We start from the raw sequence: 21,241 nt of genomic DNA on the forward strand, positions 1-21,241 counted from the left end.
GGATTGGAGACACAAATGAACACGACCGTTCAGGATCAGAGTGACATCGCAACCTTGATGACGGGCTGGATCCACCGTGATCTTGGCGAATGGGATCAACTGCGAGGTCTCTTTCATGAAGGCGCAACAATCGAGATCACCTGGTTCCGGGGTCTGGCGACCGATTTCGTCAACGGCTCCATGCGCATGGGCGCGTCAGCCCTGCGGAGCAAACATATGGTCGCCTCGCCTCTCATCACCTTTCAGGGGGATCGTGCACTGGTGGAAACCAACGCGATGATCATCATTGAGAATGCCAAGGCATCGCTGGGGTGCACCAGTTACAACCGGTTCTATGACCGTGTTGAAAAGCGGGACGGCATCTGGAAGCTCGTTCATCGGCAAAGCATCTATGATTTTGGCAGCTTCAACTTCCCGCTTGGCGCTGTCGAGATCGATCAGGAGAAGTGCAAGACATTCCCGATTGAATACGCAGCGCTCGCCTATCTTCTGGACACCGCTGGCTTTCCCGTCAAAGGCACTTTTGCAACGCAAAACAGCGATCTGGAAAGCGCCATGAAGGCAGAAGGCACCGCATGGCTCCAAGGCAGAAGCGTAACATACCCCATTCTCGCGGAGGCACTCCCATGACAGGCTTCGTGCCAAACCTTGACCTGCTTCGACGCCTGCGCGCGCCCACCGCCATGCTGGTGGGCAGCAGAAGCGACAATGCCTTTTACGCACAGACGGCTCGCTATCTGGCCAAAAGCCTGCCGTACCGCATCGAAACAGTTCCGGGCAACCACGTTGGCTAGCCCTTGAGACGGCGGCTTTTGGCGAAGCCTTGCACAGGGTCATCCAGTCCTGAGCTAGGATGCAGGCTCCCAGAGTGTGAACCTCACTCTGCCTCTGCTTGTGCGTACAATCGCAGGATAGCCTGAATACCGTCGATCAATGTTGCCTCACCCAGCTTTCCGGCTGCAACCGAAGGGGCATCGAACGGCAGGTACTGATGCGCAACAGGCGCGGGAACGCTCTTGTTGGACACCCGCGCCAGCAGATCTTTCACACCCTGTCGGGCTTTGGCATCGGGCCAATAATAGCGAATGCGGTCCGAGTAACTGAACTGACGCTGTAGCCAGAGATCCAGATCATCGCCCTCATAATACTTTTGCCAATGACCCGGTTGCGCCTGCATAACCTGATCCATTGTCGCCATCAGCCGTCCGCTTGGCACGGTTCCCTCCAACACATCGGCGATGCCGTCGAGACCATACAGCGCTTCACGCAACGCATAAGTCAGCCATGGCCCGACCTTGAGAATGGCAAATCCATCTTCCACCAGCGCCCTTAGGCCATCCGCAGACTGATAATCAGTGGAGTGTGCCTCAAACACAATATTCGGCAGACCAGACAGACAGGCTGTCAACTCACGGGATTTCGAGCGATCATACTGAATGACATCGGCATGGCCGAACTCAACACCCGGCTGCACCACCATCGCAATAACACGGGCAAAGGCATCATCCAGACCAAGATCCGCGAAGGCCGTGCGGTGCACATCATAGGTCTGTGCAACAGACTGCGGCGTAGTGATCTGCATATGATCCAGCGCCTCCACGGCCCCACCTAGCACAGGCACTTCCGTGCCGATGACATAGACCGGATCGACATCGCCCTTATGGGCTTCCGCAGTCTGCGCCAGACGCGCGGCACGCTCGGCCGTCAAGGCATCGGCCAGCGCCACTGGCTCGCCCTTACATCCCATCGACGTATCGAGATGAAGCTTGGTAAAACCGGCCTCCGCATAGGCTGCGATCATCGCGGTCGCCCTGAGTCATAGCTTCGTCCGGGGAAGATGCTTCCAGGGTTTGGCCCCAAATGATCACCACCCAAGATAATTTGGGAAAATGGCACACCAACCTTTGCGGCGATGGCCTCAACAAAGATGCGAAAGTCGCGCGGCGTCATACCGGTATAACCGCCGTCCTGATTGACCTGATTACAGGTTGCCTCGATCAAGGCTGGACGACCGCTGTCTTTGACGAGACGCAACGCGGCCTCAATCACCAACGGATGCGCGGAGCAGACAGAGGTAATGCCCACGACCTGACCGGAGCGATGCGTTGCGACAAGTTCACGAAGGACATGGGGCATCACGAAACCTTTTTCTGGCTGTCAGCGAACCGACGCAGCGTATCAAGATCGAAAGCGCCTTCCATCGGCCCCTTGTGGCTAACGGCAAGTGCCCCCGCAGCAGAGGCAAGCCTCAGTGCCTCGGAAATATCTAAACCGCGCAGCCAGAGCGCCGTGAATACGCCGCCAAAGCAATCCCCCGCCCCGGTCGGGTCGACTTCCTTAACCCTGAAAGCAGGCGCATCCAGCGACTTTTGCGCATCGACATAACACACGCCGTCACTGCCCCGCTTTTGCACGATTGCCTGAATACCCAGATCGAGAAGCTCGGCAATTGCGCCAGCTTCATCCTTGGCCTGTGTCAGAAGGGTCAATTCCTCACCACTTGGCAAAAACAAATCAGTCACCGCGAGAATGCGGTCCATGGCGGGACGCAAACCCGGCGCATCCAGAATTTCCTTGCGTAGATTAGGGTCGAACGACACCGTCCCACCCCACGACTTTACTGCTTCAACAACGGCCAGGTTCAACTCAACGAACTGGGTGCTCGACAGCGAAGACCCCATGACATGCACATGGTCAACGCTCTCGATCAATGGACTGTCCAGCGAAACACTTGGCACCTGTCCGCATGCGCTGTGGCGAATGTTGAAGACGAAATCGCGGGAGCCATCAGTCCGGTAGCGCACAAAGGCGCTGCCAGTCGGACGCTCGGTATCAATGGCAATGCCGGAGATATCAACGCCATCCCGCTTTAAACGATCCACATTCAAACGTCCGAAATCATCGTCCCCCACCGCTGACAGAATCGCGCAGGGTTGGCCGAGGCGCGCAACCTGGTCGATAAAGATTGCCGGCGCGCCGGAGGGAAAAGGCCCAATCAATGCGATCGGCTCATGGAACCCGTCTCCAGGCTCCACTGCCATGATCTCGACGAGAATTTCACCAATGACGACAATCTTTTTCACGCCAGTTCCTCTCCCAACGGGCTAAGTCACTCGCAAACAGACCAGATATACAGATCGCTTGCGACAGCCTCCACCTCCTCCTCGACACATTTCAAACGCGGCATCAAGATGCATCCGGACGTATCTAATAATTTTACGCGCGTCAAGTTTTACTTGACATCAATCCACTTGTGTCAAGCATGGACGTCTTGAGGATCATAAAGCCAACGCAGTAAAACACCTGCAGGCAGATGGACAGGACCAAAAAATGGACGATCAGAAAATTCGCACAATGGAGGAGTTCTCCAACGTCAGCGGCATCTCCCGGCCAACCGTGTCCAAATATTTCAACGATCCATCCAGCGTCCGCTCATCAACGCGGACCCGCATCGAAGCCGCCCTGAAGAAATACGACTATCGGCCAAACCTCTTTGCGGTCAATCAGAACCGCAAATTGACTCGAAACATCGGCATTGTCGTTCCGCATATCGTTGATCCATTTTATGCCGAGATCGTGCGGCGCATCGAAACACGCTGTATCGCCGAGGGCTATTGGGCCATCGTCCTCAGCTCACACGGAGAAGCAGAGCTGGAGGAAAATGCCCTTGAAATGCTGCGCTCATTGCGCATTGCGGGCGCAGTCATCGCCCCGCTTGGACAACCCCACGGTGTCGAGCGCCTGCGCAAATTCACAAGTGATATTCCCACAGTCATCTTCGACAGCAGCCTTGGCGAAGACGAGGTTTTCGTTGGCGCCGACAACTTCCATGGCATTGGTTTAATGGTGAATTATCTGTGCCGCACGGGCGAGCCGCCCTGCTTCTTTGAGATGCCACACGTCAATACCAATGCCCTTGAACGCCGTAACGCCTATATCCAGGCTGATGGACCGCCTTGGCTTTGAGCCACACGTTCTTTCGGCTCCGCACTCGACAGACTGGGAATTTGAAAAGCTCGGCCACCGCGAAGGCTCCAGGCTGATTTCCAGCCGATGTTTTCCGAGCTCCACCGTGCTTTGCGCCAACGACCGCCTGGCCATCGGCCTGCTATCTGCCGCTTACGAAAAAGGCCTGAGGGTTGGTCGGGGACCAGCCTGCGCCATGCGCATTGCCGGGCATGACGACCACCCGCTGTCGCGCTTCACCTGCCCGCCCCTGACAACCGTCGCCCAGGACTACAGCACGATCGCCGATCGCAGCGTCAGCACCCTGTTTGAAATGATCGACGCTGGCACGACAGATATAGATCAACGCCAGATGCGCCTCAAAGGCCGCCTCATCATGCGTGATTCCGCCTGACGTCAAACCGGCACATCTTCTTGTAGTCACAATCAATTCAGTCAAAAAATTTCCGCGCGTAAAAAATTTACTTGACGCGGCGATGCCGTCACCGTTAGCTGACCTCGGTTTACATCCTTGGAGATTAGGGAGGCTACGGATGAGACACTCGAAATTGCTCCTCGCTGCCACAGCGTTGGGCCTAGCCGCAACGAGCGGCGCGTATGCAGATACGATCACGATCGCGACCGTGAACAACGGCGACATGATCATCATGCAGCAACTGTCCAAAAAATGGGAAGAGAAAACCGGCAACAAGATCAACTGGGTCGTTTTGGAGGAAAACGTCCTGCGCCAACGTCTGACGACCGATATTGCCACAAATGGCGGCCAGTATGACGTCATGACCATCGGGTCCTACGAGGCACCGATCTGGGGCAAGCGCGGCTGGCTAAAGTCGCTTGATGATCTTGGCGCCGATTATAATTACAAGGATCTTATTCCGGCTGTCCGCAAGGGCCTGTCCGCCGATGGCAAGCTTTGGGCTGTGCCGTTTTACGCGGAAAGCTCTTTCACGCTGTATCGGACCGACCTTTTCAAAAAGGCCGGGCTGACAATGCCTGAGCATCCAACCTACAAGCAGATTGAGGGCTTCGCCGCCAAGCTGACCGACAAGGACAAAGAACAGTACGGCATCTGTCTGCGAGGCAAGCCGGGCTGGGGTGAAAACATGGCGTTCTTCGGCACGCTCGTGAACACCAACGGCGGTCGCTGGTTCAATCAGAAGTGGGAACCGGAAATCGATTCCCCCGCCTGGAAAACGGCGCTCAACTACTACCTTGACGTGATGCACAAGTATGGCCCTCCGGGTGCCACCAGCAACGGCTACAACGAAAACCAGTCGCTGTTTGCCAACGGTCACTGCGCCATCTGGATTGACGCAACGTCCGCTGCCGGTCGCGTCTACGATCCAAGCCAGTCCAAGGTTGCCAAGGATGTCGGCTTTGCCGCCGCTCCGACTGCCAAGGTCAAGAACGGCAGTTCGTGGTTCTGGGCATGGTCGCTGGCCATCCCGAAAAGCACCAAGCACACCAAGGTTGCCAAGGAATTCGTCAAGTGGGCAACCTCGCAGCAGTATGTCGAGCTTGTCGGCAAGGACAAGGGCTGGGTGGCTGTTCCTCCCGGAACACGTCTCTCGACCTACAAGAATGCCAACTACCAGAAGGCTGCGCCTTTTGCCGCAACCGTACTGAAATCCATTGAGTCGGCTGATCCTGAGCATCCGACTGAAAAACCGGTGCCCTACACGGGTGTCCAGTATGTTTCCATTCCGGAGTTCCAGGGAATTGGCAACACTGTTGGTCAGAACATCTCGGCCGCTTTGTCGGGCAAGATGTCTGCCGCGGACGCCCTCTCACAGTCCCAAACGTCTGTGAAGCGCACCATGGAGCGTGCTGGCTACATCAAGTAATCAGCCCCTCCCAAGAGGGGTGCAGGATGATTTCCTCATGATCCTGCACCCCGCCCTTTTCACCCAAACATGCCCTCGCTTTTCGCCAAGGACGGCTCAACCGACACCCGTCCTTGGCCAAGATCGATCCCGACATCCACCATGATAAACGCCCAACCTCACCAGAGGCCACGTCTGACTGGACGCCGGATCGAGCTGGAGACGACAGGCGGGACATATCGGATTTCTTGTAAAGTGTGAGCCCGCTCACCGCGATCTTCTTCTCCAAACCATTTCTCTCAAAATCAAGGACTTAGGGTCAAATGAGCAGACTGACAGGCAAGGTCGCCCTCGTAACGGGCGGCGCTCGTGGCATCGGTAAGGCAATCTGTGAGGCACTGGCCCGCGAAGGCGCAAAGGTGGCCGTGTCCGATCTGCAGGAAGACGCTGCAGCTGCAACCGCAGCACCGTTTGGCGACAACGGGATGGCGTTGGCTCTCAACGTGACGGATCTAACCTCGATCAAGACAGGCGTCGCTACGGTCGAAGAAAAATGGGGCGGCATCGACATTCTGGTCAATAACGCGGGTATCTTCAACATGGCCACGGTCGAAGAAATCACCTTTGAGGACTACCGCCGTCAGTACGATGTCAATGTGGCCGGAACGCTGTTCACCATTCAGGCCGTCGTGCCGGGCATGAAGTCCCGCGGCAAGGGCGGCGCAATCATCAACTTCTCCTCACAGGCAGGCCGACGGGGCGAGCCCAATATTGCTCTATATTGTTCGTCCAAGGCTGCGGTCATTTCCCTGACGCAGTCGCTGGCGCTTGAGTTGGCCGACAACAAGATCCGGGTCAATGCAATAGCCCCCGGCGTGGTCGATACACCGATGTGGGATCAAGTCGATGCCTTGTTCGCCAAATACGAGCACCGGGCACCGGGCGAAAAAAAGCGCCTTGTGGGCGACGCTGTTCCGCTTGGTCGTATGGGCTACCCGGAAGAGATAGCAGATCCTGTCGTCTTTCTCGCCTCGGACGATGCGCGCTACGTCACCGCACAGACCCTCAACGTGGACGGCGGCAACTGGATGAGCTGACGAAGTTCACCGCCCTTTGCGAGGGCGCACCTGACATCCTCCAGCCAGACAAGCGTAAAAGAAGGTCTGACTCATGAAAGCCGTTCTTTATCCTGCCCACAATGAGGTCAGACTTGACCAACTTGCCGACCCCATTGCCGGTCCCAGCGACGTGGTCATCAACGTGCGCGCTTCCGGCATCTGTCATACAGATCTTGACGTTCTGCATGGAAACTATGGCAGCTCGGCGTTCCCCCTTGTACCCGGCCATGAATTTGCGGGAGAGGTCATCGACATCGGCAGCGACGTGACCGGAGTTACAATTGGTGATCGTGTTGTCGTTGACCCGAACCTCAACTGTGGAGACTGTCAGGCCTGCCAGCGCGGCTGGGCGCATCTTTGTGAGAACCTCGGCGCTTATGGGGTCACCCAGAACGGTGGATTTGCAGAAAAGTGCGTCGTGAACGCCAGCGCTGTGCATTCGATCGGCACGATGAGCTGGTCCATGGCGGCGCTGGCCGAGCCTCTGGGGTGTGTTTTGAATGGCCTCTCCCCGCTGGACGGACGCATCATTGAACACAGCCTGATCTTTGGTGCTGGACCAATGGGACTTCTGCTTGGCATGGCCCTGCTTGCAACCGGACGCGGCAAGGTTACGGTGGTCGATCTGGATGAAGACCGCCTGGCACTGGCGCAAACCTTTGGCTGCACCGCTGTCCACGCCCACTCGGACGAGATCAAGGCTTTGCATCAAACCTGTGATCTGGCTGTCGCCGCAACGGGCGTGCCACAAGTTGCGGCCAAACTGCCAACCTACGTCTCCAATGGCGGCAGCGTGCTGTATTTCGGCGTTTGCCCGCAGGATACGCGCATCGAAATTTCACCCTTTGAAATCTTTCGCCGCCAGCTCTCTCTTTTCGGAACGCATTCGCTGAACCACAACATTCCAGCAGCCTTGAACGTGCTCGCTGACATTGGTCCGGCCGCCGAAAAGCTCGTGACCCATCATCTGTCTCTTGATGAGATCGCACATGTGTTCACAAGCCACGCCCCGAAAGGGGCCATGAAGATACAGTTGGCGCGCTGACCGGCGATCGCCCCCCTTGTCCCGGTCAAGCACCCCAACAGAAAGGCCGTCGTGACCAGATGTCACGGCGGCCTTTGTAATTCACCGGCCTACTCAATCCGGCTAGACGATCAGAACGTCGCTTCACGCGGATCAGGTCCAAGACGGCTGTCGGCCGCATCCAGCTTGGCCATCTTTGCCAGGTCTTCCTCATCCAGTGCAAAGTCGAAGACTTGGAAGTTCTGCTCAATCCGTGACGGGTTGACCGATTTCGGAATGACGACCAGACCTTGCTGAATGTGCCAGCGAATGATCACCTGCGCTGAGGTGCGGCCATGCTTTTCAGCAATGCGCACGATATCGCCCTGCTCAAGCAGTTTACCCTGCCCCAGCGGGCTCCAGCTTTCGGTGAGGATATTGTGCTTGTCGTGGAACGCCCGCAGCTCAGTCTGCTGGAAATCCGGATGCAGCTCGACCTGATTGATCACCGGCGTCACACCAGTCTCGTCAATAATCTTCTCCAGATGCTCCTGACAGAAGTTGGACACGCCAATCGACTTGGCTCGGCCATCCTGTTGCAGCTTGACGAAAGCCTTCCACGTATCGAGATAGAGATCATGGCTCGGGCGCGGCCAATGGATCAGATACAGGTCCACATAGTCGGTGCCCAGACGCTCAAGGCTCTTATCGAAAGCCTTCAACGTGCTGTCATAGCCCTGCTCTTCGTTCCACAATTTGGTCGTCAGGAAAATGTCTTCACGCGCCACGCCGGATGCGCGCATGCCTTCGCCAACGCCTTCTTCGTTGCCATAGATCGCGGCTGTATCAATATGACGGTAGCCAGCGTTCAGGGCAGCTTCCACGGCCGTGCCAGCATTCTCGTTCGGTGTCTGCCAGACACCAAGGCCGACCTGCGGGATGGACCGGCCATCCGTAAACTTGAGTGTAGGTTGCGTAACCACTTTAAACCCTCCTGAAATAATCATGAGACGGGTCCGAAAACTCGCCCACTAGAATAGCAACCGTGACGTGGTCATCTTGCCGGGGTGTTTCAAGCAAACATTCCCATTGTTTTGCTCAACGACCCCCTGCAAATCATGCAAGCAAGCTCAACGATCAAACAAAAGGCGCGGACGGGTGTCCGCCCGTTCGCGCCTCATTTCATCTCAATTTAGTAAAAGCAATCAGCGCCTTCACACGTAGCGGTTCAGAACGCCTTCCAGATACTCCTGTCGACCAGAGCGCGGCTGAGGATCAAGCGCCTCGGCCTTTGCCGCAATATCCTCCAGAGTATGCTTACCTGCCAGAATATCCTGGAATTCAGGCGCGTCCCAACCACTGTATCGCTCCGTGAGCGGGCCTTCGAGCGCCTTTTCCTCCAGCATCTTTTCAGCCGCCAGAAGGCCGCGCGCGCAAACATCCATCGAGCCGACATGAGCGATCAGAAGATCGTCCGGGTCAATCGACTGACGACGGATCTTGGCGTCGAAATTCATGCCGCCAGTTGTCATGCCGCCGTTCTTGAGGATCTCATGGAACAGCAGAGCCGCTTCTGGAACATTCATGGCGAACTGGTCCGTATCCCAGCCCAGCAGATCATCGCCACGGTTGATATCCACCGACCCGAAGATGCCCAGCGCATAGGCCAGACGGATTTCATGATCAAAGGAGTGACCTGCCAGAATGGCGTGGTTCTGCTCGATGTTGACCTTCACGTCTTTCAGCAGATCATAGCGCTCAAGAAAGCCATAGACGGTTGCCACATCAAAGTCATACTGATGCTTTGTCGGCTCTTTCGGCTTCGGCTCAATAAGGATCGGGCCATCAAAACCGATTTTGTGCTTGTAATCGACAAGCATTGACAGGAAGCGGCCCAGTTGGTCCAACTCGCGCTTCATATTGGTGTTGAGCAGCGTTTCATAACCCTCACGACCACCCCAACAGACGTAATTTGCACCGTTCAGACGCTTGGTCACGTCCATGGCGGCTTTCACCTGACCACACGCATAGGTGAACACATCCGGGTCTGGATTGGTCGCGGCCCCCGCCATATAGCGACGGTTGGAGAACATGTTCGCCGTTCCCCAGAGAAGACGAACCTTGGCGGTCTCCATCTTCTTTTCGAAAATATCCGCAATCGCATTCAGGTTGGACGTAGATTCAGCCAGCGTTGCGCCTTCCGGTGCCACATCAACATCGTGAAACGCGAAGAATGGAATATCAAGGATCTCGAACATGTCGAAGGCCACATCGGCTTTCTGGCGCGCAAGTTCCAGCGGATCGGCGCCGTGCATCCACGGACGGTTCAGCGTTTCACCGCCAAACGGATCGCCACCCGGCCACGTAAAGGAATGCCAATAGGCGGCGGAAAACCGCAGGTGGTCTTCCATGCGCTTGCCCATGACAAGCTTGTCCTTGTCGTAGTAGCGGAAGGCCAGCGGATCTGTGCTCTCCGGTCCTTCGTAGCGAAGCGGTCCGCGATCTCCAAAGAACGATGTAACAGTCATCCTAAATCTCTTTCCTTTGATTTCGGCACGGGACGAACTATCCGATATGTCCCGGCTTGCGTAAAGATACGTGTTCAAACTGCCGTTGCTTCAAAACGGCTTTCCATGCGCCAGTCACGCGGAAGCGGACGAACGTTGCCGACCACCTCCACGGTGCTGCGCAACCTGATATCCGCACTGGAAGCTCCGACCATGAGATCAAACGCTCCAGGCTCAACGATGCGATTGCCTTGTGCACCGGTAAAATTGAGCATATCGACGGGCACCGTGACGCGAACCCGTGCAGCCTGTCCGGCCTTGATTTCGACACGCCCAAAGGCCTTCAATTCCTTGACCGGGCGCACCATGGAGGCAAGCGTGTCACGCACATACAACTGCGGCACGGCAATGCCATCACAGTCACCTGTGTTGCGGATGACAAACGACAGACCAACCTCTCCCGTTTCAATATCAACCTGATCGTTCTCCAGCACGAGGTCTTCAAAGGTGAAGTTGGTGTAGGCCTGTCCATGTCCGAAGGGGTAACGACTGCCGAAATGGCGCGCAATCGGTGTGCCGGAACTCTTCAGACTGTGGTTGTAGAAATACGGCACAGCACCGACATTGCGCGGCACGGAAAGGGTCAATCGACCCGATGGCTGCTTTGTACCAGACAGCACATCGGCCAGGGCAGTGCCTGCCTCCTGACCACCGAAGAAGGCCATCACCTGCGCCGCAATCGCATCTTCCTGACCGCCAAGATTGTAAGGCCGCCCGCTGGTGATGACGACAATCACCGGCTTGCCTGTAGCGACGATCGCATCCAGCAGGGCTTGCTGAACGCCCGGCAGATCAAGTGTGTCAACGTCGGAGCCTTCGCCAACGGTTCCTGTCTGGAAAATGCCGGAGAGATCCCCGACGCAGACCACGGCGACATCGGCCGCCTGCGCACAAGCGACAGCTTCCGGGATGAGATCAAGACGGGTCGACAGAGACGAGGCCTGCTGCAAGCTGGTGCTGTCATCCACGTCGCCGGGAAACACCGGGGCTCCGGCATGGCGCTCTTCCAGAATGAAGCAACCCTGTGCATGACTGACCTGCCCCGCCCCGAACCGCTCCATGAACCCTTGCAACGGTGTCACGACTGAGGCTTTGCCGACCTTGTCGGACTGGATCAAATGCACCGGGAAACTATAGTCCCCCAGCATTGCCAACGGATCATTTGCCGTCGGGCCGATGACCGCCACGTTCGTGTTTTTATCCAACGGCAAGATACCGTTATTGTCCAGAATGACGACGGACTGCTCGGCTACCTCACGCGCCAGATCGATGGCCTCTTTCGTCTGCAAGGCAACTTTACCATCGTCTGCATAGGGCTGTTCGAACAGCCCTATGCGAGATCTTTTCCCGCAGCACCCGGCTGACAATCTCGTCAATCTTGTCCATCGAGATCAGGCCGCGTTCCAAAGCATCTTTCAGGTGCGGTGTGCAATCATCGCCGGGGAGCTCCACATCCAATCCGGCGTTGAACAGCCAGGGCAGCAGCTTCTGCCTGATCCGCTGCCAGCCCATGATGTTGGTAAAGCAAACTGATGCCGACATAATCGGCAACCACAAGTCCATCAAAGCCCCAATCCTCACGCAGCACCTTGGTCAAAAGGTGAGCGGAAGCATGTGAGGGTTCGCCGTCAATGTCGTGATAGGCAGGCATCACCGATCCGGCATTTGACGTTTTCACCGCCATCTCGAAGGGAAGCAGGAAAATATCGTTCAACTCGCGCCAGCCCATATGAATGGGAGCATGATTACGGCCGCCTTCGCTGAAGGAGTGACCGGCATAATGCTTCAAGGTTGCCAGCAACCGCCGGTCTTTACCTTGCAGTCCGCGCACATAGCGGCTCGCCAGAACGCCAACCAGATACGGGTCTTCGCCAAAGCTTTCTTCTGTGCGCCCCCACCGCGCATCCCGCGCCACATCCAGCACCGGCGCCAGCCCCTGATGACATCCAACGGAGCGCGCTTCAGCGCCAATTGCCTCGCCGACCCTTTCGATCAGATCCGGGTTGCAGGTTGCACCATAGTTCAGCGACGAGGGAAACAGCGTCGCGCCATCGGCCATCAACCCTGACAGGCATTCCTCATGCGACATGACCGGAATGCCAAGACGGCTTTCTTCCAGAAGGAATTTCTGCAAGCGGTTCAGGGCACGTACGCCTCTGGCCGGATCAACGCTACGAGTGCCGAGCGGCCGGGTAATCTGACCCAGACCTTTTTTGAGAAACTGTTTCAGCGTAGCCGGATCACTTGCGCCGGTAAACTGATCACTGCGGACCTGATGTTCGCCATTCTCTTCCAGAACCAGCCACATGGCATGCATCTGGCCAAGCTTCTCGTCCAGCGTCATCTGACCCAGCAGGTCATCAACACGGGACTCAACGGATTGTGCCGGGTCTTTATAAATTTGGGTCATAAGCTGTCCAGACATCTTGAAACAAACGACGTTGCAAAGCTGGCAGGGATGACGAATGACCAAGCACGCCTGAAGACGGCCCGGGAAGCGCGCATGATATTGATGTTTTGATCGACTAAATTGTTTGAAACCAGGCAGGAGACCCGCCGTCCGGAGAGCACGGCAATCCAGTTTTCAGCGCGCCAAAACCACGTGCTTGAAAGCAAGGCTGTCATCCTCTCCATCCTCCCGAATGCACTGCGTCCTCCCTCCCGAGAACGAGCGAACGTTATCGGTAACGTAATTTGATTGTCAATCTCCGTTTTGGTCTTCGGAGTTGTTTTTTTCGACCCCGGAAAAAATTCCAGACGCGTCAGCCGAATATGTCAAAGATGGCGCGAGGGCCTTGCAAGGTTAGGGTTTCTGTTTCAATCAAGAACAGTGATTTATTCAAGTGAGGCTCATGCATGACTGCTCGCCATCCAGACCGGCCTTCTGCTTTCGCAGCGCCTGCGCAAGGGGATGGAGCTGCCGAGATCCGAACGCGCGCAGCAGCCCCGGCATCCGCTGGCGAGACAAACGACAGTCAAGGCCTTCACGCCAACCGACCCGCCACTTTGGCGGAGGTCGCACGCGTGGCTGGCGTCTCGCGCATGACCGTCTCCCGAGCCATCAACAACCGGTCGGGCGTTTCACCCAAGGTGCGCGAAGACATTCTCCGCATTGCCAACGAAATGGGCTATGTCGTCAACTGGATGGCGCAAAAACTGTCGGCAGGGCGCAGTGGTGCAATGCACAATGTCATCGGCGTCACAGCTCATCTGCACACCCCTATCATCGGCGATTTTGTGACTGCCATTGGCGCGGCCTTGCGCGGTGCAGGTCTCGATATGATGGCCTATTCGTTGCCCGGCCAACCGCATCACCCGGTCGGTAGTATGCTGGACATTCTGCAACAGGTGACAGATGGCGTAATCGCCGTCTTGCCTTATGAAGTGGATTATCTCGCAGCTCTCGCCAACAGCCGGCTGCCGGTCGTCACCATCGACCGAAGTCTGGATGGCACCAACGGCATTCCCTCCGTCTCCGCCGACAACTTCCACGGCGGCTGTCTTGCAACTCAGCACCTGATTGACCTGGGACATCGCCGTATCGGGTTCATTTCCGGGCCAAGTCTGTTTGTCTCGGCACAGGACCGTCTGCGCGGCTACAAAACGACACTGGAAGCCGCCGGGATAGCCTTTGACCCTGCACTTGTCTCAGATGGCAATTACCAGCAACTCGGCGGCTTCAATGCAGCGCAAAACCTCCTCGCTCTCACCCCGCGCCCAACAGCAATTTTTTCAGCCAACGACCTCAGTGCCTTTGGCGCGATTACCGCCTGTCAAACCGCGGGATTGCAAATTCCGCAGGACATCTCGATTGTCGGCTTTGATGACATGGCACTTTCCGCCCACCTGCCGCCTGCTTTGACAACTGTTCGCCAACCGCTGACCCTGCTTGGCCTCTCTGCCGTGCGGTTGCTGTCCGACATGATCATCAACCCCGGAAAGACACAAACGGATGTGATTATTCCAGTCGAGCTGATCGTGCGGGACACCACGGCCAGACCCACATTTTAACCCCCTTTAAAAGGTCAAAGGACCATCAGACGCAGAGAGAGCCGGCGGACGCCGGCCTTGCAAAATGAGGCTCCTTCCCTTAGTAAAAATTTACTGTTCTTAACTGCAAGGATTTTAGGCCCGCATGGTCACGCTGCGCGAAATTGCCGAGGCGGTGGGCGTTTCCTCTGGAACCGTGTCGCGCGTCCTCAATTATGATCCGACCCTGTCGATCACGGACACAAAACGGCAAGCGATCATCGAGACAGCGGAAGCGCTCAACTACGCAACGCCGCGCAGCCGCAAACGGACCCGCCAGAACACTGCCAATCCAACCGATGAGCTTGCGCTGAACATAACGGGCCGCAAGGTCGCGGTGGTGCACTCGCTCCGCCAGGATGAAGAGCTGTTGGACCCCTATTATATCGGCGTTCGGCTGGGCATCGAGAACCGATGCCGGGAGCTACAACTTGATCTGACGAGAGTATTCAATGCCGATTTTACAGGCTTGATCGAGGGGCTTGAAGAAGTGTCCGGCATCATTGTGATCGGCAAGCATCCCGCAAAAATGATCAAGGCCCTCGACCGGCAATGTGACGCCCTGGTTTATGCCGACCATCACCCGCACCGGGACACGCATGACTGCGTCATCGCCGATCTCTATGCGTGCACACGCCAGATTCTCGATGCACTGGAAACCTCAGGATACCGCCGAATTGCAATGATCGGGGGCTATAATTCGACCCTTGACGCAGCAGAACTTCACAGCGAGCGACGTTATCAGGCCTATCAGGACTGGCAGCGGCAACGCGGCACCTTTGATGCGGACCTGCTTGGCCCCGGAGCCACACCGGATTTTCGTCAAACCGTCTACCTTGAAACAGGCTATCAGCAGGCAAAACGGCTGCTCGCTCTTGACGACCGGCCTGATGCTATCTTTACGGCGACGGACAATATGGCCATCGGCGCATACCGGGCCATTCAGGAGGCAGGCCTTGCCATTCCTGAAGACATCGCCATTGCCTCCCTCAACGATATTCCAGCGGCGCAATTCCTGAGCCCGCCGCTGTCAACCATGCATATACCGGCGGAGCCTATTGGTGAAACCGCTGTCGACCTGCTGGTTGAACGATTTAAGGGCCGCGACTATGCAAAACACATCACCATTCCGGCGCGCATGATGTGGCGTCACAGTTGTCGTACGCCAACGGCACGCAAGCCCAAACGCACCTGAAAAACAAATGTCTGTTCTGGTTCAAAGTCTGGCGCAAAACAGTTTCGTGCACGCGCTGCTTCAAGCTTCGCTGTCTTCTGGTAAAATATTTAGTAAATTTTACTTGCGTTTTCACAACTCTGTTCGATAGTAACGCCACGACACGGGAGGGTGTCGAGATTGAACAAGCTGCGCGCCAGCTCCGCGTCGAAACCGACACAGCCGAACGTGTGCCGCGATGCACTGCCGGTCCAGCCCAAACAACATGCCCTTCACCGTGATGCAGATTTCGTTTTCCGCCTGACATCCAAGCGGAACCAGTCAGGCCCGTTTATCAGGATCTCACATGCGCAGCATTTCCAGCTTCAATGCCGATTGGACCTTCAAAGACGGTTTCGACCCGCAATCGACGAAGGCTCCAATCTCCGGCGAAACCGTGCGCTTGCCGCATACCGCCGTCGAACTGCCGTATAATTATTTCGACGAAACAAGTTTTCAGAGACCTTTCACCTATCAGAAAACGATTTTCTGGCAGGATACCTTTGACGGCAAGGAAGTCAGCCTGGTCTTTGATGGCGCCATGGCCGACAGCGTCGTCTATCTGAACGGACAGGAAATTGCCGCCCACAAAGATGGCTACACACCATTTGAAGTGCGCCTGACGAACAAGCTCGCCAAGGGCAACAACCTGCTCACCGTCAAGATTGATGGCTCAGAAAATCCTGAAATTCCACCATTTGGCGGTCAGATCGACTATTTGACCTATGCTGGGATCTATCGCGACGTCTGGCTGAAAGTTACATCACCGGTGTCTCTTGCCAACGTCAAGATCGAAACGCCTGATGTCCTGAGCGCAAGCAAATCGGCTGTGGCGAAGGTGTTTCTTGCCAACCCGCAGGGGCTCGCGCTTGAAGGCACATTGAAGGCAAGTCTGACCGATGCAGATGGCAAGGTGATCGCCAGCCAAACTGTCGAAACTATCAACTCGGACGTGTCGCTGGTCTTTGATGGCCTGTCGGATATCACTTTGTGGGACATCGAAACGCCAACGCTTTACACGCTGGCTCTGACACTGGAGACGGCTGCCGGCAGCGACACGTTGGATGCCCGCTTTGGCTTCCGGCAGGTTGAATTCACCACTGAAGGTTTTTTCCTCAATGGCAAGCCTTTGAAGCTGCGCGGTCTCAACCGACATCAGGCATGGCCACACCTCGGCTATGCCATGGGCTGGCGAGGGCAGGTGAAGGACGCGGATATCCTGAAGCACGAACTGCGGTGCAACGTCGTTCGCACCTCGCACTATCCGCAGTCAAAGTATTTTCTTGATCGGTGCGATGAACTGGGTCTGCTGGTCTTTGAAGAAATTCCGGGCTGGCAGCACATTGGTGGCGAGGGCTGGAAACAGGAATCCGTTCAGAACGTCAAACGCATGATCGAGCGGGATTGGAACCATCCGTCCATCATCATCTGGGGTGTCCGGATCAACGAAAGCCCTGATGATCACGATTTCTATGTCGCCACCAACAAGATGGCCAAGTCGCTCGACACAACACGTCAGATCGGCGGTGTGCGCTGCATTCCCGACAGCGAATTGCTGGAAGACGTGTACACGATGAACGACTTCATTCTTGGCATGGACGAGCTTCCGGAAAACGACTTCGAGCGCCTGCACCTGCGCGACCAGCAGGCCGTCACCGGTCTGGATCACAAGGTTCCCTATCTGGTGACAGAATACAACGGCCACATGTACCCGACCAAGCGCTTTGATCAGGAGCAACGCCAGAACGAGCACGTCACCCGACATCTACAGGTCCTCAATGCGGCGGCAGGCGACGCCTCCATCTCCGGCAGCATCGGTTGGTGCATGTACGACTACAACACCCACTCCGATTTTGGATCCGGTGACCGCATCTGCTACCACGGTGTCATGGATCATTACCGCGAACCAAAGTTCGCGGCCTTCGCCTATGCCTCGCAAAGCGACCCGAAGGTCGACGGTCCGGTCATGCAGCCGGTGACATTCTGGGCACGCGGCGAACGCAATATCGGCGGAGTTCTTCCGTTGATCGTGCTGACCAACTGCGATTACATCGAGATCCAGATCGGCAACATGCCTGCGAAAAAAGCCTATCCCGACACCGAAACCTATCCGCATCTCCCACATCCGCCAGTCATCCTCGACAGCCGAACCGTGGAAAAGGGCGAGTTTGGAGAATGGGGCAAACAATGGCTGGACGGCAAGATTACCGGGTATGTGGACGGCAAGCCGGTCAAAACCATGGATCTGACAGCCAGCCCGTTGCCAACGACGCTTGAGATTGTCCCAGATGACCTGTCGTTGAGCGCCGCCGCAAAGGACACCGTGCGCGTGATCATCCGCGCCCTTGACCAATGCGGCAACGTGCTGCCGTTTTTTGACGACCCCGTTGCAATCAGCCTTGAGGGCGATGGACGCGTGATCGGTCCTGATCTGTTGACGCTGAAAGGCGGCTCAGTCGGCCTTCTCGTGGAAGCGGGTGAAAGCGTTGGTGAATTGAGCCTGACGGTCAAGTGCCGTCCATTCGACGATCAGACCATCACCTTTACAGTCGGCTGACCCTGTCTCCCAATTAAAAGGGCGCCCCGGTGCAGCACCGAGACGCCCTTTTTGCTTTAAAGAAAGTCCAGAGCGCTACATACTTGGTGCTGCAAGCAGTTCAAGCCGCTCTTGGCGCAGAATATCACGATAGCGTTTCTGACTGCCTTTCAGGTGCGTCTGCATGGCTTGGCGCGCGCCATCCTCATCAGCATTGGAAATCGCCAGAACAATCGCCTCATGCTCTGCGTGGATCAGCTTGCGATACGCAATTTTGGCATCTGTATTCCGATCGCGCACCGCGCTGGACAGGGGAATAGACCTGGTCTGTCGCATGAGCAGAAATTCAGCGAACAGCGGATTGTTCGTCGCCTCGGCAATCGCAAGATGAAGCGCGAAATCCGCCGCGCGAATTGAAGCCCCCTCCTGGATCAGGCGCGCCACTGCCGCGTGACCTTGAAAGATCTTCTCTTCTTGCGCAGGCGATCGTCGCAGAGCTGCAAGACCTGCCGCCTCAATTTCGATAGGCGTACGGATTTCAAGCAATTCGAGATCGGAATAAATGCCATCCGGATCCAGTCCCTGACCAGAAGCATTCCGCGCGTTCTCCGGCAGCACGAAAATACCCGCTCCCTGACGCACCTCGACCAGCCCATCATAGCGCAAGACGGCAACAGCTTCGCGCACCACGGTGCGGCTGACGCCAAAGTTTTCTGTCAGTTGCGCCTCGCTCGGCAGCTTGTCGCCCACTGCATAGTGACCTTCAAGAATAGCGGTGCGCAAGTCGTCACTGACCTTTGCAGCCAGTGTCCCGGTGCGTGCCCTGTTCTGCCCCCCACGTTCCTTCAAAAGGTCGTCCTTCCGGATACCGACAGTCAGCCGCCAGCCAACCCGCCACTAGATTTGTCTCAAACTTGTCATTATTTGTCAGACAATTCAAGTCATCCGGTCCAAGACATGGCCTGCTGCGCTCCTCAATCAGGTGATTGAAAGGACGAGCATTTCACTCCTCAGCTCCAGCACAACACGATAAAGGCATGTGGGCCAGGCGGCACGCAAACGCTCATCAGTGAGTGGCAAAGACTCCACCGCCAGCACATGCGCGCCCGAAAGGCGGATCACACAAGCCTCTCCAAGATGCAATTCATTGGCCGTCACAACAGGCTCTTCTGCAAACATCAAGGACAATTGAGCCGGTTGATCGCCGTCGAACCGATCTTCGATGATCACACTCTTGCCCTTGATCAGCCTGACGCTGCGCCGATATGACCGGAGAAGCGCATCTGCCGGATAAGCCCCTGCGATTTCCATTGCCAGGGAGACATACTCCTGCCCCAGATCAACGACCACATCGCGCGCACAGAACCGCGCCCCGGCGGCCTGCATGACACCGGAAAAACTGGGCAGGTTGTGAAAGGCGGATTGCATGGTCCAGATATCGTAGCGCTGGGCCGAAAACGTCTTGGCCTTGTAGGTTTCCACGCCGACATCGATCAGGATCGGGCGCTTGTCCTTATATAAAATGACGCTACCGACATCATTGTGATTGTGGCTGTCGCCGTTATGACCAGCCTTGACCGCCAGATCAAAGCGATCATCCCGCGCGATCATCAACCCAATGCTTGGATACCAAACGTCGGAAATCTCCTCGTGATGCTCCCCGTCGTCGATCGCCTTTTCTTTCAATGCTTTGACGGTAAAAGCCATTTGCAGCCGATAGAACAGATTGATCTCAAGCGGCAGAGTGACAGCGGCGTCCACGGCCCAGCTTAGCGCCGCGAACCGCGCCAGTCGCTCCGATCCGACGGACTGCCCAAAAAGAAACTCGCGCGCGCTGCAAAACCCCACCACGGCAGAACTATCAGCGAAATTGAAATAGCGCTTGTCGGCCACATGCATATTGGCAACAAACTCAGCCATATTGCGGATCTTCGTTTCGCTCCATAGCGGCGAGAAGCTGTCTGTTGCGCAACTTGACAGAACCAGCAAGGCATTGAAAAGGCACAGCGCAGCGTGGCCATAGTAAAGCACGCCTTCTGCACACGCGCCGTCGTCGCCATAATCTTTCACGAAAGCATCAAGGCTTTTGGCTGCCTTAGCAGAAAACGTCCGACCGGTCTTTTTCAAAAGCAGGACGGGTGCAAACCGTTAGCAAGATGTTCTGGGTACACCACGCTGTCCAGTTATTCATCGGCTCATTGCCGTGTCCCATCCACCAGAAATGCGAGGTAAGATAAGGGTGAACGATGCGTTGGCGCAATTCCGCGTCAATGCGCTCCAGCACCTGTGGTGCGACCTGCGCGAGATCCTCCGCCAGCACCTGAGCGAGCACGGCCAGCAACGCACCGGTTTCTGCGGCAAAAAGATCGATGACCGGCCGAGCAGGATCCGGCAGAGGCAAGCGACCCTCACCTCGCTTGCAAGCATTGTGCGCAGGCAATTGCCATCCGGTTTCTTCACAAATCAAGACGATTCCATCAATGATTTCATCGAGAAACCGCCCCTGCCGCTCAACACATTCGGCCAGCACAAGAGCATTCAGCCGCCGCCGTCTGGCGAAATACAACGCCTCAAAATCAACCCGATTGCCGGTGCGACTAAACGCCAGATAATCGCTGGCCGTGATCAAAGACCAAGTCCCCGCGAGCGCATCTTCCCCTTCGCGAAGCAAAGCCGATTTCACAGTCTGAGGCAGCGCATCCCAAGCCTCACGATCCCCAATACGAGGAGCGGCCATGAACACAGGCAGTACCTCGGGCAAGCCATTGAGCCTTTCAGTAAACACGCCCCATCCTCCTGTTTCCCTCTTTGTCATCCACGTCGACAGCCCTCTACCGTCTGTGCCGCCAAGCGAACCTAGTCAGAAAACTATACTTCTCTTATAATTTGTATGATTTATGGTAAGTTATAGTACAACATCATGATCATAAGGCCTCTTCACGGTGCGTGATCTGCGGTACGACCCACTCCAAATATAAAGGCTGAT

General features: G+C 56.3%; 18 protein-coding genes and 1 pseudogene. 10 read left to right on the plus strand and 9 right to left on the minus strand.

The genetic code is table 11. The annotated features are described in order from the left end of the window. The first annotated feature begins 15 nt into the window (after positions 1 to 15). Positions 16 to 630 (plus strand): nuclear transport factor 2 family protein, encoded by a 615-nt coding sequence (locus AC0L7U_RS06750; protein ID WP_473694792.1) that lies wholly within the window; start codon positions 16 to 18, stop codon positions 628 to 630. Continuing rightward, complete coding sequence (locus AC0L7U_RS06755) at positions 627 to 794, plus strand: hypothetical protein (RefSeq protein ID WP_473694794.1); 168 nt, start codon at positions 627 to 629, stop codon at positions 792 to 794. Before AC0L7U_RS06750 ends, AC0L7U_RS06755 begins: the two co-directional genes overlap by 4 nt. An 83-nt stretch (positions 795 to 877) precedes the next feature. On the opposite strand, the gene AC0L7U_RS06760 is transcribed toward AC0L7U_RS06755, so the two are convergent. The 3 genes from AC0L7U_RS06760 to AC0L7U_RS06770 are packed head-to-tail and all read right to left on the minus strand — an operon-like array spanning position 878 to position 3,083. After that, a complete protein-coding gene (locus AC0L7U_RS06760; RefSeq protein ID WP_473694795.1) occupies positions 878 to 1,801 on the minus strand; it encodes a class II D-tagatose-bisphosphate aldolase non-catalytic subunit in 924 nt (307 codons plus the stop codon). Further along, positions 1,798 to 2,136: a class II D-tagatose-bisphosphate aldolase non-catalytic subunit gene (locus tag AC0L7U_RS06765; protein WP_473694797.1), complete on the minus strand. Its 339-nt coding sequence runs from the start codon at positions 2,134 to 2,136 to the stop codon at positions 1,798 to 1,800. The genes AC0L7U_RS06760 and AC0L7U_RS06765 overlap by 4 nt, the downstream gene beginning before the upstream one ends. Then, positions 2,136 to 3,083, minus strand: coding sequence for a tagatose kinase (locus AC0L7U_RS06770; protein WP_473694799.1), 948 nt, complete (start codon positions 3,081 to 3,083; stop codon positions 2,136 to 2,138). The genes AC0L7U_RS06765 and AC0L7U_RS06770 overlap by 1 nt, the downstream gene beginning before the upstream one ends. A 247-nt stretch (positions 3,084 to 3,330) precedes the next feature. On the opposite strand from AC0L7U_RS06770, the gene AC0L7U_RS06775 reads away from it, so the two are divergent. From AC0L7U_RS06775 to AC0L7U_RS06795, 5 genes are all read left to right on the plus strand, one after another. Continuing rightward, positions 3,331 to 3,966 carry a LacI family DNA-binding transcriptional regulator gene (locus AC0L7U_RS06775; protein WP_473694801.1) on the plus strand — a complete coding sequence of 212 codons (636 nt, stop codon included), beginning with the start codon at positions 3,331 to 3,333 and terminating at the stop codon, positions 3,964 to 3,966. Positions 3,967 to 4,072: 106 nt separating this feature from the next. Then, entirely contained in the window at positions 4,073 to 4,360 is a 288-nt protein-coding gene (locus AC0L7U_RS06780; RefSeq protein ID WP_473694803.1) for a substrate-binding domain-containing protein, read from the plus strand. 139 nt (positions 4,361 to 4,499) lie between these two features. After that, positions 4,500 to 5,810: an ABC transporter substrate-binding protein gene (locus AC0L7U_RS06785; protein WP_473694805.1), complete on the plus strand. Its 1,311-nt coding sequence runs from the start codon at positions 4,500 to 4,502 to the stop codon at positions 5,808 to 5,810. 302 nt (positions 5,811 to 6,112) lie between these two features. Next, positions 6,113 to 6,886 (plus strand): L-iditol 2-dehydrogenase, encoded by a 774-nt coding sequence (locus AC0L7U_RS06790; protein WP_473694807.1) that lies wholly within the window; start codon positions 6,113 to 6,115, stop codon positions 6,884 to 6,886. A 73-nt stretch (positions 6,887 to 6,959) separates the two neighbouring features. Next, positions 6,960 to 7,952 (plus strand): alcohol dehydrogenase catalytic domain-containing protein, encoded by a 993-nt coding sequence (locus AC0L7U_RS06795; RefSeq protein ID WP_473694809.1) that lies wholly within the window; start codon positions 6,960 to 6,962, stop codon positions 7,950 to 7,952. 110 nt (positions 7,953 to 8,062) lie between these two features. Here the strand turns inward: AC0L7U_RS06795 and AC0L7U_RS06800 are convergent, their stop codons facing one another. The 4 genes from AC0L7U_RS06800 to AC0L7U_RS06815 form a co-directional block, all read right to left on the minus strand. Continuing rightward, positions 8,063 to 8,893: an aldo/keto reductase gene (locus AC0L7U_RS06800; protein ID WP_473694810.1), complete on the minus strand. Its 831-nt coding sequence runs from the start codon at positions 8,891 to 8,893 to the stop codon at positions 8,063 to 8,065. 231 nt (positions 8,894 to 9,124) lie between these two features. After that, the gene (xylA, locus tag AC0L7U_RS06805; RefSeq protein WP_473694812.1) at positions 9,125 to 10,438 is read right to left on the minus strand and encodes a xylose isomerase; all 1,314 of its coding nucleotides are present in this window, start codon (positions 10,436 to 10,438) and stop codon (positions 9,125 to 9,127) included. A 74-nt stretch (positions 10,439 to 10,512) separates the two neighbouring features. Further along, the gene (locus AC0L7U_RS06810) at positions 10,513 to 11,766 is read right to left on the minus strand and encodes a glycoside hydrolase family 3 C-terminal domain-containing protein (RefSeq protein ID WP_473694814.1); all 1,254 of its coding nucleotides are present in this window, start codon (positions 11,764 to 11,766) and stop codon (positions 10,513 to 10,515) included. Between the two features lie 143 nt (positions 11,767 to 11,909). Next, complete coding sequence (locus tag AC0L7U_RS06815) at positions 11,910 to 12,887, minus strand: glycoside hydrolase family 3 protein (RefSeq protein WP_473694816.1); 978 nt, start codon at positions 12,885 to 12,887, stop codon at positions 11,910 to 11,912. A gap of 446 nt (positions 12,888 to 13,333) precedes the next feature. On the opposite strand from AC0L7U_RS06815, the gene AC0L7U_RS06820 reads away from it, so the two are divergent. The 3 genes from AC0L7U_RS06820 to AC0L7U_RS06830 all read left to right on the plus strand — a co-directional run bounded on the left by AC0L7U_RS06820 (position 13,334) and on the right by AC0L7U_RS06830 (position 18,276). After that, positions 13,334 to 14,488, plus strand: a complete 1,155-nt coding sequence (locus AC0L7U_RS06820; protein WP_473694818.1) for a LacI family DNA-binding transcriptional regulator — start codon at positions 13,334 to 13,336, stop codon at positions 14,486 to 14,488. Positions 14,489 to 14,612: 124 nt separating this feature from the next. Further along, a complete protein-coding gene (locus AC0L7U_RS06825) occupies positions 14,613 to 15,701 on the plus strand; it encodes a LacI family DNA-binding transcriptional regulator (RefSeq protein WP_473694820.1) in 1,089 nt (362 codons plus the stop codon). Positions 15,702 to 16,026: 325 nt separating this feature from the next. After that, positions 16,027 to 18,276: a glycoside hydrolase family 2 protein gene (locus AC0L7U_RS06830; RefSeq protein WP_473694822.1), complete on the plus strand. Its 2,250-nt coding sequence runs from the start codon at positions 16,027 to 16,029 to the stop codon at positions 18,274 to 18,276. Between the two features lie 75 nt (positions 18,277 to 18,351). On the opposite strand, the gene AC0L7U_RS06835 is transcribed toward AC0L7U_RS06830, so the two are convergent. Together AC0L7U_RS06835 and AC0L7U_RS06840 are read right to left on the minus strand one after the other, a co-directional pair. Beyond that, positions 18,352 to 19,104, minus strand: coding sequence for a FadR/GntR family transcriptional regulator (locus AC0L7U_RS06835; RefSeq protein WP_473694824.1), 753 nt, complete (start codon positions 19,102 to 19,104; stop codon positions 18,352 to 18,354). A 129-nt stretch (positions 19,105 to 19,233) separates the two neighbouring features. Then, positions 19,234 to 21,040, minus strand: a pseudogene (locus AC0L7U_RS06840) (heparinase II/III domain-containing protein). Positions 21,041 to 21,241 lie beyond the last annotated feature (201 nt).

The sequence above is a fragment of the Roseibium sp. 10G30-5 genome, assembly GCF_055809635.1.